The sequence below is a fragment of the Streptomyces sp. Da 82-17 genome, assembly GCF_046098215.1.
GTDB lineage: Bacteria > Actinomycetota > Actinomycetes > Streptomycetales > Streptomycetaceae > Streptomyces.
In genome coordinates this window covers 100,612-115,114 of the sequence record NZ_JBJURH010000025.1, presented here as the reverse complement: position 1 = coordinate 115,114, position 14,503 = coordinate 100,612, and the positions used below count along the sequence as shown (strand labels likewise).

The window sequence follows — 14,503 nt, the reverse complement described above, 5'->3', positions numbered from 1 at the left end:
GCGCCAGGAGTCAGGAGTCAGCGTCAGGCGTTGCTGCTGCGGCGGCGGAACGCCCACACGGCACCGCCGACGGCGACCAGTACGACGGCGCCGATCGCCAGGGGCACGACGAGTGAACCGTCGCCGTCGTCCTGGGCGCCCTGCTCACCGGCCTCGGCACCGGCCTTGGCCTCGGCGGTTTCGTCGGCCTTCCCGGCGGGTGTCGGTTCCGTGGTGGGTGTGGGCGCGTCGGCCGCGGGCGCGCTGGAGCTGGGGGCGACGGGCTCGGCGCCCGGCGCGGCGGCGGCGAGCTTCAGCAGGGGCGCCGGGTTGCCGTGGCCCCCGGCGTCGCCCGAGTGGTCGTGCCCGCCCGGCTCCTCCAGCTCGATCCAGCGGTCCACGCGCCCGTCGTCGTACGTCTGCAGCGTCTTGAACGCGAGCGTCCGCGCGTCGGGGAGCTGCCGGACGGCCACGGCGTACGTGACGCTCCGGCCGGTGGGCGCGGCCGGGCCGGAAACGGTGTAACCGCGGTCGGTGGGCGCCAACTTCCAGCCGTCGGGGCCCGACTTGTACGTGACGTCGCCCGGCTTCAGGCCCTTCGGCAGGATCACCTCCAGCTTGCTGATCCCGGCCTTGTCCGACTCCGAGGCGGCGCTGAAGGACAACGTGACGTTCTGGTCGAGGGCCCGCGCGCCGTCCGCCTCCACCTCGACGTGCGCGTGCGCGGTCGGGGCCGCGGCGAGCACGGTGGCCAGGGCGAGGGCGGTGGCGCCGGCGAGGCGGGGTGCGGTGCGGCGGGTGCGCGTGCCGGTGGGTGTGCTGGTGCTGATGTTCCTGTGCACGGGGAACTCCCGGTGGGTGGTCGGGGCGGGCCGTGGACGGCCCTGGGCAGCGGCTCGACTTCCGTGCCCCGGGGGCCCGCGCCGGGCCACGTCGTGGGAGAGCAGCAGCAGAGCGACCGCCGACCGGGACCGCTCCGGACGGGGAGCCGCCGCAGCTGCCGCCGCCCCTTCCTCCCCGCCGGCCGTCCGCCACCCGCCCCACACCCCGGCCACGCTCCGAGCGACACCCGCCGCCAGCCGTACGACCGTCCGGCACGCGGCGTCGGCACGGTGCAGCAGCCAGGCCGTCAGCAGCGCGACCCCGGCGTGCGCGGCGACCATCGCGGAGCCGTCGTACGAGGACGAGTGCCCGGCGTGGGCGGCGTGCGGGCCCGGGGGAGCGGAGGCCCGTACGAACCAGGCGTGCAGGGCGAGTTGACCCGCGCAGGTCGCCGCGAGCGCGGCCGGAAGGGGCAGAACCGGCCGCCGGGTCAGGGGCAGGGCCACGACGAAGAGGGCCACAGCGGCGGGCAGTACGGCAGCCCAGGGCGCGGCGGTCGCCGAGGCCACACCGTGACCGGCGGCGGCGAGTGCCGTGCCCGCGCAGGCGAAGACACCCGCACGGACGGCGCCGCCCCACGCGCACGACGACGCCCCACGAACCCCGCGTCCCACCCCTCGCCCCGGCCTCATCGCCGCACATGATGCTCCACGAACCCGCCCCGCTCGACCCCTTCTTGCCTGAATCGCAGGGCGGAACGGGGAGGGGAGCCTGCGGTCCGCGTGACGCCGGTCCGCGTGGCGCCGGCCCGCGTGGCGCCGGTCCGTGTGACGACGGTCCCTATGACGCCGGGTCTGCCTGCTGCCGGTCCGCCCGTCAGGGCCGGTGCCGTGCCTGCTCCGCCGCGTGGCCGCTCGGGCCGCCCGTCTCGTCGCGGGACACGACCGTGCCCTCGACCACCTGCCGCCCGTCGTCCGCGCGTGCGGCGCCCGCGGGCCCCGAGTCCTCCTTCTTCAAGGCCTGGGCCTCGGCCTTGAGGATGCGGGCCGACTTGCCTGCGGAGCGGGCGAGTTCGGGCAGTTTCTTCGCGCCGAAGATGAGGATGCAGACGATGATCAGGATGGCGATCTCACTGATGCCGAACATCGGATTCCTGTCTACGGAGGGGGCGTACGCCCTGAAGTCGCTTCAGGGGCGGGTGCGGACGCGGGAGCGGGTGTGGCTGCGGATGCGGTGCGGATGCGGGTGCGGGGTGTCGTGGAGGTGCGGTGGCGGAGTGCGGAGATCAGTAGTGCGGCCAGGCCGATGGCCGTCGTGCCTACGGCGAAGGCCGTGCTGATCCAGCCCGTGGCGGTCAGGGACTCGGCCAGTTCGGGGTCCGTGCCTGCGAGGTGGGCGCCGTAGCCGAGGACGAGCAGGGTCACCGCGGTGGCCGCCGAGATGAGCGGGGCGAAGACGGCCACCGCGGGCAGCCACACGCCCGCACTCGCGCCCGCACCCGAGCCCGAGCCCGCACCCGAATCCGCGCCCGAGGCGGAGCGGCGGGGCGGGCCGGGGTCAACAGGGGTGTTGCGTAACGGAGTTGAGGGCATCGGCGGTCCGGCTCAGACGTTCACGCCGAAGTCCTGGGCGATGCCACGCAGGCCGGACGCGTATCCCTGGCCCACGGCGCGGAACTTCCACTCCGCGCCGTGGCGGTACAGCTCGCCGAAGACCATCGCGGTCTCGGTCGACGCGTCCTCGGAGAGGTCGTAGCGGGCGATCTCCTGGTGGTCGGCCTGGTTCACGACGCGGATGAACGCGTTGCGCACCTGTCCGAACGACTGGCCGCGGTTCTCCGCGTCATGGATGGAGACGGGCACGACGATCTTGGCGACCTCGGCGGGCACGGAGGCCAGCTCGACCTTGATGACCTCGTCGTCGCCCTCGCCCTCGCCGGTCAGGTTGTCCCCGGTGTGCTCGACCGAACCGTCCGGGCTCTTCAGGTTGTTGAAGAACACGAAGTGCTGGTCGGACAGGACCCGCCCGGACTCGTCGCAGAGCAGCGCTGACGCGTCCAGGTCGTAGTCGGTGCCGGTCGTCGTGCGTACGTCCCAGCCCAGGCCGACCAGTACGGCCGTCAGCCCCGGGGCCTCCTTGCTGAGGGACACGTTCCCGCCCTTGGCCAGCGAAACTCCCACGGTTCTCCTCCTGGTGATGCGATCGGTCATGCGGTCTGCGGTGCGCTCGGCTGTGCGCCCAGCCGTACAGAATCTACATGACTGTAGAAGTTCAGGACAGGGCGGGCGGTCGGTGCCCGCCGGCCGGTCCGGTACGGCGGCCCGTACGATGAGCCGACCTCGTGGTGTCGAGCGGGGGCGCGGTCGAAGGGGGCAGAGGAATGGCGCAGCACGGTGGGGACGAGCAGCCGAGAACACGTCGGGGGCAAGGGGAGTTGGAGGCGCAGGTCATGTCCGCCCTGCGGCAGGCCCCCGGCCCGGTGACGGCCGGCTGGGTGCAGGAACGGCTCGGCGCGGGGCTCGCGTACACGACCGTGATGACCATCCTGACCCGGCTCCTCGCCAAGGAGGCCGTGGCCCGCAAGCGGGAGGGGCGGTCGTTCGTCTGGACGCCCGCCGCCGACGAGGCGGGCCTCGCGGCGCTGCGGATGCGCAAGGTCCTCGACGGCGAGCAGAACCGCGAAGCCGTCCTGGCCAGCTTCCTCACCGCACTGCCCGCGAGCGACGAGCAACTGCTGCGGGATCTGCTGAGCTCGGCCGAGGACGGTGCGGCCGGGCTGCCCGGCGCGGCCGACGACGACCGTCCGGAGCGCTGACGCCCGTGGGCATCTTCGTATTCCTGCCGCTGGTGCTGCCCCTGACGGCCTGGCCGATCGCGCGGCTCGCCGAGCAGCACCTGCATCCGCGGACCGCGACCCGGCTGCTCGCCTGGGTGGCTGGTTCGATGGCGGTGTGCAGCACGCTGTGCCTGGCGCTGCTCGTCGTCGTCGGCACCGCGCAACTGCCGGGCAACCCGCTGCCGGACGGTTGGTCGGACCCGGAGGTGCGCGCGGCCGTGCCGCACGACGAGATCGCGGGCCGGGTGGCGATCCCCGCGCTGCTGCTCGTCGCTGCGGCCTGCGGGCGGACGCTGTGGCGGCATCGGCGGGTACGGCGCGGGGCGTGGGCGGCGCTGGCCGGTCTGCCGGACTCGCCGGTGGCGGTGCTGCCGGACGACGCCCCGTACGCGTACGCGCTGCCCGGGTCGGAACGTGGACGCGGTCGTGGGCCCCGCCGCGGGTCCGGTCGCGGCGACGGGAAGATCGTCGTCACGACCGGCATGCTGTCCTGCCTCGACTCCGGCGAGCGGCGCGCCCTGTTCGCGCACGAGCGGGTGCACATCGCCGGACGGCACCACCGCCATCTCCTGGCCGTCCAACTCGCCGCGCGGGCCAACCCGTTCCTGCGTCCGCTGCGTACGGCGGTGTTCTTCGCGGCGGAGCGCTGGGCCGACGAGGAGGCCGCCCGCGCGGTCGGCAGCCGCAAGGTCGTGGCGCGGGCGATCGGCAAGGCGGCGCTGGTGTCGCAGGGTGCGCCCGGTCCGACGCTGGCCGGATTCGCCGCGCCGGGCCCCGTGCCGCGCCGGGTGGCCGCGCTGCTCGGGCCCGCACCGGCGCAGCGGATCTGGCCGCCGGTGTGGACGGCGGTAGGGCTCGCGACGTGGACGGCGGCGGGCGGTACGGCGCTGTCGGCGATGGCCTCGGCGAACTCCGCGGTGACGCTGTTCTTCGTGCTGCACGCGGCGACGCCGCTGTAGTCGGCCAGGTCTCAGGTTATTTCTACACCTATGTAGAGTTCAGTCTTCTGGAGCGAACGGGCCGGTCGCGTGCGGCCGAGGCGGTGGAGGTCGGCAGGGTGGGGCAGCGGCGCAGTGGCAGGCAGGCGCGGGGGCAGGGCAGGTCCGGCGGCAGGGGGCGCGGGGCGCGACGCGGCACGAGCAGGGGCGTGCGGGCGACGCGCCGCGGCCGCATACTCCTCTGGGGCGCGGGCGTCTGCTCGGCTCTCGTCCTCGGCGTGGCCGGCGTAGGGGCGTGGATCTACCAGGACCTCGACGGCAGCATCAACGGCACCGACATCGACGACAAGCTCGGCGGCGACCGCCCGGAGAACCTGAGCCCCGGCTCGAAGAACATCCTGGTCGTCGGCTCGGACAGCCGTGGCGGCGCCAACTCCGGCTACGGCAAGGGCCTGACGACCATGCAGTCGGACACGCTGATGGTGCTGCACCTCGCGGCGAACCGGAAGTGGGCCACCGTCGTGTCCTTCCCGCGCGACTCGTGGGTGGAGATACCGGCCTGCGACAAGGGCGACGGCACGAAGTCGAAGCCGCACCACTTCAAGATCAACGAGGCGTTCGCGGTGGGCGGTTCGACCGGCGAGGTCGCGGGCGCGGCGGCCTGCACGATCCGTGCGGTGGAGCAGAACACCGGCCTGCGCATCGACCACTTCGTCTCCGTCGACTTCCAGGGCTTCAAGGGCATGGTCAACGCCCTCGACGGCATCGAGGTCTGCCCCGAGCACCCCATCCACGACAAGAAGGCCGACCTCGACCTGGAGGCGGGCTGCCAGACGGTGAAGGACGAGCAGGCGCTCGGCTACGTACGTACGCGCTACAGCGTCGGCGACGGCTCCGACCTCGGACGGATCGGCCGCCAGCAGGAGTTCATGCGGGCCCTCGCCGACAAGGCGCAGCAGAAACTCACCAGCCCCGGCGACCTCTACGACTTCCTGAAGGCCGCCGCCGGCTCGCTGACCACGGACCGGTCCCTCGCGGGCGTGAAGCCGCTGGCCGGACTGGCGACCGAACTCCAGGACATCCCGAAGGACCGGCTCACCTTCCTCACCGTCCCCAACTACTCCCGTGAGGCGGACGTGCCGAGCGACAAGGCCAACGTGGTGTGGCAGTACCCGCAGGCCGCCGACCTGTTCACGTCCCTCGCGAAGGACGTGGAGGTCGACGACAAGCGTCTGGAACGGGAGTCGAAGAACCCGGTGTACGCCCGCACGGTCACCGTCCAGGTCCTCAACGGCACGGGCCGCGCGGGCCTCGCGGGCGAGGTGGCGGCGGAACTCCGCGCGGCGGGCTACACGGTGGCCGCCACGGGCAACGCCCCGGAGACGGCGCCGCGCACCCGCGTCACGTACCCGGCGAACCTGCGCCCCCAGGCCGAAGCCCTCGCGTCCCGCCTGCCCGGCAGCAAGACCGAGCAGACGGACGACCCGGCCACGGGCCAGGTGACGTTGGTACTGGGGAAGGACTTCGAGGGGGTGCGCTGAGGGAGGTCGGCCTCAGGGCCGGTTGTTCGGTGCCGGTGCCGTGCCGTGCCGTGCCGTGCCGGTGCCGGTTCCCGTTGCCAGTTCCGTCAGCCATTTCCGGTTGCTGGTTCCGGTGTCCGGTTCCCGTTGCCGCAGCCGGTTGTCAGCGCCGCTTACGAGGCTCCCGGGCATGGTCAACAGCCCTGTGGAGGTCCGGCAGTTCACCGGTCCCGCGGACGCGGACCGGCCGTCGAGCGGATCGTCGAGTCCCTCGCGCCAGGGACGAGCCGCCTGCTGACGGCCACGGCGGACGACCATGGCTGACGGCCACTGCGGACGGCGAACTCGTCGGCTGGCTCAACGTCACACGCGACCCGTGGGCGCTGTTTCGGGGGCGTCCTGATGCGAGAGGTCCGGCGCATCGCCCGCGAGGAGATGGGCCTCGAACAGCTCCACCTCGCCGCCCGCGCGGGCACGGGGCTCTCTGAGCGCAGACTCCCACCCCCGCAACCCCTCCCCATTGCTTTACAGTGGGTGTAGAAACACACCGCACCTCACGACCTCGCGTACGAGAAGGAGTCACGGTCCCGCAATGGGTGAGCCTCCCAGTACCCGCCGTGCCGCGTCCGGCCCGCGCCGTTTCAGCGAGGGACGGGAGGTGGCACGGTGACCGAGGTCCTGCTGCTGCTCGTGGCCCTGCTGCTCACGCTCGCGTGCGCGGTGTTCGTCGCCGCCGAGTTCTCCCTGACGACCGTCGAGCGCGGCGAGCTCGAACGCGCGGCGGAGGCGGGGGAGCGGGGCGCCGAGGGCGCGCTGAGGGCCGCACGGCGGCTGACGTTCCAGCTGTCTGGCGCCCAACTCGGCATCACCGTCACGTCGTTGGTGATCGGCATGCTCGCCGAACCGTCGCTGGCCGCCCTGTTGCGCGGCCCGCTGCGGGCCGTGGGGCTCGGCGCCGCCGCGTCCTCCGTGGCGACCGTGCTCGGCGTGGCCGTGTCGACGGTGCTGCTGATGGTGATCGGCGAGCTCGTACCGAAGAACTGGGCCATCGCCCGCCCGCTCGCCGTCGCCAAGGTGGTGGCGGGCCCGCAGCGCGGCTTCACCGCCGCGTTCGCCCCGTTCATCCGGCACCTGAACAACACCGCGAACCGGTTCGTACGGCGCTTCGGCCTGGAGCCCACCGAAGAGCTGGCCTCCGCCCGCGGCCCCGAGGAACTCGTCGCCCTGGCCCGGCACTCGGCGGCCGAGGGCGCCATCGAGCAGGACTCGGCGGAACTCTTCGTCCGCACCCTGCACCTCGCCGGACTCACCGCGGAGAACGTGATGACGCCGCGCGTCGACGTCTGCGCCCTCGAAGCCCACGCCACCGCCGCCGACGCCGCCAACCTCAGCCACGCCACCGGCCTGTCCCGCTTCCCCGTCTACCGCGACACCCTCGACGACGTGATCGGCACGGTCCACATCCGCGACGTCCTCGCCCTCGACCCCGACAAGCGGGCCGAGACCCAGGTCACCGTCCTGGCCGGCGAGCCGCTGCGCGTCCCCGACAGCCTCACCGCCGACCGCCTCCTCGGCCGGCTGCGCGCCACCCGCACCATGGCGATCGTCATCGACGAGTACGGTGGCACGGCCGGAGTCGCGACGGTCGAGGACATCGTCGAGGAGGTCGTCGGCGAGGTCCGCGACGAGCACGATCCCGTCGAGGTCCCCGACCTGCTGCCCGCCCCGCCCACCGAGGACGGCCGCCCCACCTGGGAGGCCGACGGCAGCGTCCGCACCGACCAGCTCGCCGCGATCGGGCTCACCGTGCCGGACGGCCCGTACGAGACCGTGGCCGGGCTGATCGCGACCAGCCTCGCGCGGATACCCGCCGAGGGCGACCACGTCCTGGTCGACGGCTGGCGCCTGGACGTCCTCGACATCGACCACCACCGGGCCGAACGCGTCCACATCACCGCACCCGCCGCCACACTGGCCCGGTCGGACCGTTCCGCCCGGTCGGCCCGGTCGGCCCGGTCGGAGCGTTCCGGGCAGAGCACGCCGGAGGGCGTCCGATGACCACGTTGCAGCTCTTCATCGGCGCCCTGACGCTGCTGACCAACGCGTTCTTCGTCGGCGCCGAGTTCGCGCTGATCTCGGTGCGCCGCAGCCAGATCGAGCCCCGCGCCAAGGCCGGCGACCGGCGGGCGCGCATCACCCTGTGGGGCGTCGAGCACATCTCCGCGATGCTCGCCACCGCCCAACTCGGCATCACCGCCTCGTCGTTGGTGCTCGGCGCCGTCGCCGAACCCGCGATCGCGCACCTCCTGGAGCCCGGCTTCGAGGCCGCCCACGTGCCGCACGCCCTGGTCCACCCCGTCGCGTTCGTCATCGCCCTCACCCTGGCGACGTATCTGCACATGCTGATCGGCGAGATGGTCCCGAAGAACATCGCGCTCGCCGCACCCGTGCCGTCCGCCCTGCTGCTCGGCCCGCCGCTCGTCGCCGTCACACGGGCCCTGAAACCGCTGGTGTTCGGCATCAACGCCCTCGCCAACAACCTCCTCAAACTCCTCAAGGTGGAGCCGAGGGACGAGGTCGAGGCGGTGTTCACCGACGACCAGCTCGCCCGCATGGTCGAGGACTCCAGGGCCGCGGGCCTGCTCGCCCCCGAGGACGGCGAACGCCTCCGCGACGCCCTGGAGCTCGGCACCCGCCCCGTCGGCGAGATCCTCGTCCCGGCCGCCCGGATGCGCACCGTCGACCACACCGTCACGCCCGCCCGGCTGGAGCGCGTGGCCGCCGAGGCCGGCTACTCCCGCTTCCCCGTCACCGGCCCGGACAGCGCCCTGCTCGGCTACCTGCACATCAAGGACACCCTCGGCGTGACCGACCGCGACCAGCCGTTCCCGCGCACGTCCCTGCACCCCGTCACCCGCGTACGCATCGACACCCCGCTCGACGACACCCTCACCGCCCTGCGCGCGGCCGACAGCCACCTGGCGGCCGTCACCGGCGCCGACGGCACGGTCCTCGGGTTCGTGACGATGGAGGACGTCCTGTCCGAACTGGTCGGTCCGACACCGGTCGACGCCTGAACCTCGGCCCTGCGCATGCGCGCCCGCGCTGTTCTGCCCGTGGCAGAACAACCGCCCGATCGGCTCGACGATCACTACAGTCCCGACGCATGACGACGACGACCACCCGCTGCGTCGAGTACCCGGCGGACGGTCTGACGATGATCGGGCACCTCGCCCTGCCGGCCGGAACCGACCGCCGGCCCGCGGTGCTGCTCGGCCCGGAGGGCACCGGGCTCAGCGACGTCGAGCGCCGCCGGGCCGACGCGCTCGCCGAGCTGGGATACGTGGCGCTGGCCTTCGACCTGCACGGCGGGCGCTACCTGCACGACCCCGACGAGATGCTGGCCCGCTGCCTGCCGCTGCTCGCCGACCCCGACCGCATGCGTGCCATCGGCCACGCGGCGCTCGACGTGCTGCGCGCCGAGCCGCGGACCGACCCCGACCGGATCGCCGCCGTCGGCTACGGCACCGGGGGCGCCATCGGCCTGGAACTCGGCCGCGACGGCGTCGACCTGCGCGCGATCGGCACGGTCAACGCGCTGACCACCGGCCGCCCGGGCGAGGCGGCGCGCATCCGCTGCCCGGTGTGGGCCGGAGTCGGCTCGGAGGACCCGATCATGCCGCCCGAGCAGCGGAACGCGTTCACCGCCGAGATGCAGGAGGCGGGCGTCGACTGGCGCCTCACGGTCTACGGCGGCGCCCTGCACGCCTTCCACCACCCGCCGGTCGACCACCCCACGGTCCCCGGCGTCGGCCACCACCCACGGCACGCGCAGCGTGCCTGGCACGATGTCGTCGCCCTGCTCGCGGAGTGCCTGCCCGTGACGGAGTGACCCGGCGACCCGGCCACCTGCCGACCCGACGACCCGGTCGACGACCGCGGGACTCACTCCTCGGCATCCCGCAGCCCGACGCAGTCGTGCGCCCAGAAGGGCTCCGAGTAGACGAACGTGCCCGTCATCCACGGCTCGTACGCGGTCAACCGGGCGACCTGGAACGCGGGTTCGGGGATGCGTAGCGACGGTGAACGGAAGCCCGCCGGGACGGCGGCCTCGAAGCCGCGGCTGCCGTAGTAGGCCGGCGAGCCCTCAAGGAACACCAGCGGTACACCCCGGCGGTCGGCGGCCGCGAGGGCGTGGGCGACGAGTTGTGTGCCGATGCCGCGGCGCTGAAACTCCGGGAGCACGCCCAGCGGTGAGAGTGACAGGACGTCCACGATCCGCCGCGGGGCGTCCAGTCGCGTCGAGCTCAGCAGGACGTGCCCGACGACCCGGCCGTCGACGACGGCGACGTACGACATCGGCGCCCGAGCGGCCTCCGTGGCGCGCAGTGTCCGCACGAGCGCGGCGACCCGCTCGTTGCCGCCGAAGGCGCGTGTGTGCAGTGCGTGCACGGCGGTGTGGTCCTCGGCGGTCTCCTGCCGGACGACGATCCCGGCGGGGGCGGTCCGCGCGGCTGCCGACGTGTCGTGTGAGGTCGTGGCGGACCTGGGGGCCGTGCTCATCGTGCGGTGGCGGCCAGTACCGCCGTGAGGCCCGCTCGGAGGTCGCGGACGAAGAACTCGGGGACTTCGAGGGCCGGGAAGTGCCCGCCGGATTCGGGGAGGCTCCAGCTGACGATCCGCCGGTACCGTTCCTCGGCCCAGGGGCGCGGGCACTTCTCGACGTCGCGCGGGTACATGGTGAGGGCCGACGGGACGTCGACGCGGAGTTCCGGGTCGAGGGAGTTGTGGCTCTCGTAGTAGATGCGCGCCGCGGACGCGCCGGTCCGGGTCAGCCAGTACAGGGTGACGTCGTCGAGGACGCGGTCCCGGGAGATCGTCTCGAACGGGCTGTCCTCGGTGTCCGACCACTCGGCGAACTTGTCGAGGATCCAGGCGAGCAGACCGACCGGTGAGTCGACGAGCGAGTAGCCGATGGTCTGCGGCCGGGTCGCCTGCTGCTTGGCGTACGCGGCGCGGTGCCGCCAGAAGTCGCGGGTCTCCTCGGCCCACGCGCGCTCGACGTCCGTCAGCCCGTCCGTGGACAGCCCGGGCGGGCCCTCCGCGAACGTGGTGTGGATGCCGAGGACCTGCTCCGGGAACCGGCCGCCGAGGACCGTGGTGATGTTGCCGCCCCAGTCGCCGCCGTGGGCGAGGAACCTGTCGTAGCCGAGCCGTCCCATCAGCTCCACCCACGCGGCCGCGATCTTCTCGGTTCCCCAGCCGGTGGTGGCCGGCTTGTCGCTGTGGCCGAAGCCCGGCAGGGAGGGCGCCACGACGTGGAACGCCGGGTCGTCGGCGTCCTCCGGGTCGGCCAGCGCGTCGATCACGTCGACGAACCGGGCGACGCTGTCGGGCCAGCCGTGCGTCAGGAGCAGCGGGGTGGCGTCCGCGCGTGCGGACCGGCGGTGCAGGAAGTGGATGCCCAGGCCGTCGATCGAGGTGCGGTACTGGCCGATCCGGTCGAGGCGTTCCTCGAAGGGCCGCCAGTCGTAGCCGGTGCGCCAGTAGTCGACGACCTCGACGAGATCGGCGAGCGGAACGCCCTGCTCCCACCGTCCGGCTCCGGGCCCGGCGGCGCGGACCGTCTCGGCCTCCGGCAGTCGCGCCGCGGCCAGCCGTGCCCGCAGTTCGTCGAGTTCGGCGTCGGACGCGCGGGCGGTGAAGGCGTGCACGTCGGTGGTCGGACGGGACATGGGACCTCCTGGCCGTGGTGGAACCGGCCACACGCCAAAGTGAACCGGCTAAGACGGTTCTAGCAGTTTTCCGAGCCGCGCAGCAACCGGCTATGGTGGTTCCATGCGTGTGGTGTTCCCTGAATTCCGCCTCGGCAAGGTGCTCTCGACGAGCTTCACGGGGACTCTGTCGGAGCGTTTCGGCGAGCCCGTGGAGCGCATTCCCGTGCCGCGGCGACTCGTCGACTGGCTGACGGTGAGCGGCCTGGCCGTGGACTCCTGCACCGACGCCCAGCTCGACGTCGCCCGGGAGCTGCGGGAGGCGATCCACCTCGCGGCGACGGCGGCCGCCACGGGGGAGGCGCTGCCCCCGTCCGCCGTCCGCGTGATCAACGACCGCAGCGCTCAGGGCCGGGCGACGGCCGTCCTGACGCCCGAGGGCGAGCGGCGCTGGCAGCTCGGCGCGGACTCCCAGGTCGAGGACGCCCTCGGCGTGATCGCCGCCGACGCGATCAGCGTCCTCGCGGGCGAACGCGACGGCACGCTGGCCCTGTGCGCGTCACCGACGTGCCGGGCCGCGTTCTTCGACACCAGCCGGAGCCGCACCCGCAGATGGTGCGAGATGAACACGTGCGGGAACCGCGAGAAGAAGGCCCGCTTCCACGCCAACCAGCGCAGGGACCCCGGGCCGGCGAAGTGACCGCCAGGCTCGGCCCGCCCTGTAGCCCGGCCCGCCGCTCGGTCGCCGTGACGTCCGTCAGGCGTCCAGCCGTTCCTCCAGGCGGACCGTCACCGTGTCGCCTTCTCCCTTCCCGATCGCCCTGCGCACCTCCGCCTTCACGGGCAGCTTGTGCGTGCCGTCGCCCAGCGCCATGAAGGAGCTCCGGAACGGGTGCCCGTCGATCGTGCCCCGGACCTTCACCAGGCCGCGCGTGCCGAAGAACGCGACCGACTCGGGCCACACGAGATAGGTCCAGCCGCCGTCGTTCGGACTCTTCCGCAGGGTCGCCGAGAACTCCTGGTCCACCATGTGCACCGCCTCCTTGGCATGTCATCGGTCCGTGAGGATCCACCAGGTAGGACGGGTCCGGCCGGGGAAACTCATCGCCGCCGCAGCTCCGCGACCGCCGTCGCCCGGCCTCGGCGCGGCGCGGCCGCCAACAGGGCCCGGGTGTACAGGTGTTGAGGATCGGCGAGCACCCGCTCCGTCGGGTCCTGCTCGACGAGTTCCGCGTCCGTTTCCGGGTGCCCGTCGCGCACGGTCCGGACGAACCCGACGAGCGCCGACGTGAACGCGTCCGGGCTGTGGCTGCCGAGCGCCTGCACGTTGATGCCGACGCACGCGGTGATCAGGTCGGCGGGCAGGTCGCGGATCAGCCGGGCCGACATGGGCTGCAGGCAGCAGGCCGCGCCGAGCGCCACCGAGGTGAGGTCGAGTCCGGCCTCGACGGCGACGCGCGCGGGCCAGGCCCGCCACGGCGAACTCGCGCCCCTGCCTTGGGAGATGGAGCTCCCGTAGTGCACCCAGCGCGGCCCGCCCGCGGTGTCGGCGGCCACCCGCGCGTGCGGGTCGAGCTCCAGGGCACGCAACCGGAACTGGTGGTACGTGGGGAGCCACAACTCGACGGTCGCTGGGCGGCGGCCCGGCAGTGCGACCTCGAACTCGGCGTCCCGGCCGTCCGCCCGGAGCGGCACGCTGTGCGCGAGCCGGCCGTCGTGCACCACGTCCAGAACGGGCCGTTCCTGCGGGCCGTTGAGGCGCGGCGCCGGGTCGGCCCGGTAGCGGCACAGCAGTCGCGCGCTGTCGGTGCGCAGCGTCACCCGCACCCCGGCGGGCATCGCGGCCCGCCCGACCCCGCCCTCGGGCAGATGCAGCGCGGCCTCGTCGTACGGCAACCGCCAGGGCGCGACCCAGCCGGGCCCGTACTGCAGGGACACGGCCCCCCGGAACCGCAGCACGGGATCCGCACCGTCGACGACCCGCGCCCGCGCCGACGCCTGCCCTGGCCCTTGAACTGCCCCTGTACGCCCCATGGTTGACGCCTCCTTCCGCCGCCGCACGGCAGAGGCATCCTCGGCGCCGGGGTCGGCGGTAGCCAGTCGTACGGGATGCAGTGACCCGCACTCACAGGAAGCGTGGACACCCCCTTGACGGCCGCAGGATCTGGACGGAGACTCGACCCGAAGAAACCCTACTGAATTGGTAGGGAATACGTAGGGAACGCGGAGCCGGGAACGGAACGAGGGAGACAGAGGCAGACCATGGCCACGACCACCACCGCGACCGCTCTCACCACAGCGGGGCCCCGCCCCACGGTGTCCCGCCCCACCGATCCGCCGCCGTTCCGGAACGCCATCGGCGCGGACGCCCGCAGCGGCTTCTACGTCGTGCCGCGCCGCTACCGCCTCTACCTCTCCCGCTCCTGTCCGACGTGCCGACGCATCGCCCACGTGCACGAGTCGCTCGACCTCGCCGCCTGCCTCCCGGTGACCCTGCTGCCCCCGGCGCCGGACGCCCCGGACGGCGGGTACGTAGCGCTGCGCCCCCTGTACGAAGCGGCGGCCCACCACTACCCGGGCCCGGCCGCGCCCCCGGTCCTCGCCGACACCTGGACGGGCCGCATCGTCAGCTCCCACGCCCCGGACATCCTCCGCGACCTGACACACCGTTTCGCCCGCCCGTGCACCTGACGG

The 14,503-nt window shown here is 73.3% G+C and carries 15 protein-coding genes and 1 pseudogene; 8 read left to right on the top strand and 8 right to left on the bottom strand.

Features of this window, described 5'->3' with window-relative positions:
* Positions 1-23 precede the first annotated feature (23 nt).
* The 4 genes from ACIDOF_RS32280 to ACIDOF_RS32265 form a co-directional block, all read right to left on the bottom strand.
* Complete coding sequence (locus ACIDOF_RS32280) at positions 24-1,370, bottom strand: DUF1775 domain-containing protein (RefSeq protein ID WP_409009730.1); 1,347 nt, start codon at positions 1,368-1,370, stop codon at positions 24-26.
* 307 nt (positions 1,371-1,677) lie between these two features.
* Positions 1,678-1,947 carry a Sec-independent protein translocase subunit TatA gene (tatA, locus tag ACIDOF_RS32275; protein ID WP_409009729.1) on the bottom strand — a complete coding sequence of 90 codons (270 nt, stop codon included), beginning with the start codon at positions 1,945-1,947 and terminating at the stop codon, positions 1,678-1,680.
* A gap of 11 nt (positions 1,948-1,958) precedes the next feature.
* A complete protein-coding gene (locus tag ACIDOF_RS32270; protein WP_409009728.1) occupies positions 1,959-2,393 on the bottom strand; it encodes a hypothetical protein in 435 nt (144 codons plus the stop codon).
* A gap of 12 nt (positions 2,394-2,405) precedes the next feature.
* Positions 2,406-2,981: a TerD family protein gene (locus ACIDOF_RS32265; protein ID WP_409009727.1), complete on the bottom strand. Its 576-nt coding sequence runs from the start codon at positions 2,979-2,981 to the stop codon at positions 2,406-2,408.
* Between the two features lie 200 nt (positions 2,982-3,181).
* On the opposite strand from ACIDOF_RS32265, the gene ACIDOF_RS32260 reads away from it, so the two are divergent.
* The 6 genes from ACIDOF_RS32260 (at position 3,182) to ACIDOF_RS32235 (ending at position 9,987) form a co-directional block, all read left to right on the top strand.
* Entirely contained in the window at positions 3,182-3,616 is a 435-nt protein-coding gene (locus tag ACIDOF_RS32260; RefSeq protein WP_409009726.1) for a BlaI/MecI/CopY family transcriptional regulator, read from the top strand.
* 5 nt (positions 3,617-3,621) lie between these two features.
* On the top strand, positions 3,622-4,596 hold the full coding sequence (locus ACIDOF_RS32255) for a M56 family metallopeptidase (protein WP_409009725.1): 975 nt from the start codon (positions 3,622-3,624) through the stop codon (positions 4,594-4,596).
* 188 nt (positions 4,597-4,784) lie between these two features.
* Positions 4,785-6,116: an LCP family protein gene (locus ACIDOF_RS32250; protein ID WP_409009724.1), complete on the top strand. Its 1,332-nt coding sequence runs from the start codon at positions 4,785-4,787 to the stop codon at positions 6,114-6,116.
* 645 nt (positions 6,117-6,761) lie between these two features.
* Positions 6,762-8,153, top strand: a complete 1,392-nt coding sequence (locus tag ACIDOF_RS32245; protein ID WP_409009723.1) for a hemolysin family protein — start codon at positions 6,762-6,764, stop codon at positions 8,151-8,153.
* Entirely contained in the window at positions 8,150-9,172 is a 1,023-nt protein-coding gene (locus ACIDOF_RS32240; protein WP_409009722.1) for a hemolysin family protein, read from the top strand. The genes ACIDOF_RS32245 and ACIDOF_RS32240 overlap by 4 nt, the downstream gene beginning before the upstream one ends.
* An 89-nt stretch (positions 9,173-9,261) precedes the next feature.
* Complete coding sequence (locus tag ACIDOF_RS32235; RefSeq protein ID WP_409009721.1) at positions 9,262-9,987, top strand: dienelactone hydrolase family protein; 726 nt, start codon at positions 9,262-9,264, stop codon at positions 9,985-9,987.
* A gap of 53 nt (positions 9,988-10,040) precedes the next feature.
* Here ACIDOF_RS32235 and ACIDOF_RS32230 read toward each other — a convergent pair whose 3' ends face one another.
* Both ACIDOF_RS32230 and ACIDOF_RS32225 read right to left on the bottom strand, forming a co-directional pair.
* The gene (locus ACIDOF_RS32230; RefSeq protein ID WP_409009720.1) at positions 10,041-10,658 is read right to left on the bottom strand and encodes a GNAT family N-acetyltransferase; all 618 of its coding nucleotides are present in this window, start codon (positions 10,656-10,658) and stop codon (positions 10,041-10,043) included.
* Positions 10,655-11,830 (bottom strand): epoxide hydrolase family protein, encoded by a 1,176-nt coding sequence (locus ACIDOF_RS32225; protein WP_409009719.1) that lies wholly within the window; start codon positions 11,828-11,830, stop codon positions 10,655-10,657. Before ACIDOF_RS32225 ends, ACIDOF_RS32230 begins: the two co-directional genes overlap by 4 nt.
* Before the next feature lie 103 nt (positions 11,831-11,933).
* Here ACIDOF_RS32225 and ACIDOF_RS32220 point away from each other — a divergent pair, with 103 nt between their 5' ends.
* Positions 11,934-12,509 (top strand): CGNR zinc finger domain-containing protein, encoded by a 576-nt coding sequence (locus ACIDOF_RS32220; RefSeq protein ID WP_409009718.1) that lies wholly within the window; start codon positions 11,934-11,936, stop codon positions 12,507-12,509.
* A gap of 57 nt (positions 12,510-12,566) precedes the next feature.
* Here the strand turns inward: ACIDOF_RS32220 and ACIDOF_RS32215 are convergent, their stop codons facing one another.
* Together ACIDOF_RS32215 and ACIDOF_RS32210 are read right to left on the bottom strand one after the other, a co-directional pair.
* Positions 12,567-12,839, bottom strand: a complete 273-nt coding sequence (locus tag ACIDOF_RS32215; protein ID WP_409009717.1) for a DUF1905 domain-containing protein — start codon at positions 12,837-12,839, stop codon at positions 12,567-12,569.
* 71 nt (positions 12,840-12,910) lie between these two features.
* Entirely contained in the window at positions 12,911-13,843 is a 933-nt protein-coding gene (locus ACIDOF_RS32210; RefSeq protein ID WP_409009716.1) for a G-D-S-L family lipolytic protein, read from the bottom strand.
* 228 nt (positions 13,844-14,071) lie between these two features.
* Between ACIDOF_RS32210 and ACIDOF_RS32205 the strand changes: the two are divergent.
* Positions 14,072-14,482 (top strand): annotated as a pseudogene (locus ACIDOF_RS32205) (glutathione S-transferase family protein); the annotation flags it as partial.
* Between the last annotated feature and the right edge of the window lie 21 nt (positions 14,483-14,503).

Coding starts and splice junctions, on each gene's coding strand:
- tatA (WP_409009729.1), bottom strand. CDS start 1,947: ATGTTCGGCATCAGTGAGATCGCCATCCTGATCATCGTCTGCATCCTC.
- ACIDOF_RS32270 (WP_409009728.1), bottom strand. CDS start 2,393: ATGCCCTCAACTCCGTTACGCAACACCCCTGTTGACCCCGGCCCGCCC.
- ACIDOF_RS32260 (WP_409009726.1), top strand. CDS start 3,182: ATGGCGCAGCACGGTGGGGACGAGCAGCCGAGAACACGTCGGGGGCAA.
- ACIDOF_RS32240 (WP_409009722.1), top strand. CDS start 8,150: ATGACCACGTTGCAGCTCTTCATCGGCGCCCTGACGCTGCTGACCAAC.
- ACIDOF_RS32235 (WP_409009721.1), top strand. CDS start 9,262: ATGACGACGACGACCACCCGCTGCGTCGAGTACCCGGCGGACGGTCTG.
- ACIDOF_RS32230 (WP_409009720.1), bottom strand. CDS start 10,658: ATGAGCACGGCCCCCAGGTCCGCCACGACCTCACACGACACGTCGGCA.
- ACIDOF_RS32225 (WP_409009719.1), bottom strand. CDS start 11,830: ATGTCCCGTCCGACCACCGACGTGCACGCCTTCACCGCCCGCGCGTCC.
- ACIDOF_RS32220 (WP_409009718.1), top strand. CDS start 11,934: ATGCGTGTGGTGTTCCCTGAATTCCGCCTCGGCAAGGTGCTCTCGACG.
- ACIDOF_RS32215 (WP_409009717.1), bottom strand. CDS start 12,839: ATGGTGGACCAGGAGTTCTCGGCGACCCTGCGGAAGAGTCCGAACGAC.
- ACIDOF_RS32210 (WP_409009716.1), bottom strand. CDS start 13,843: ATGGGGCGTACAGGGGCAGTTCAAGGGCCAGGGCAGGCGTCGGCGCGG.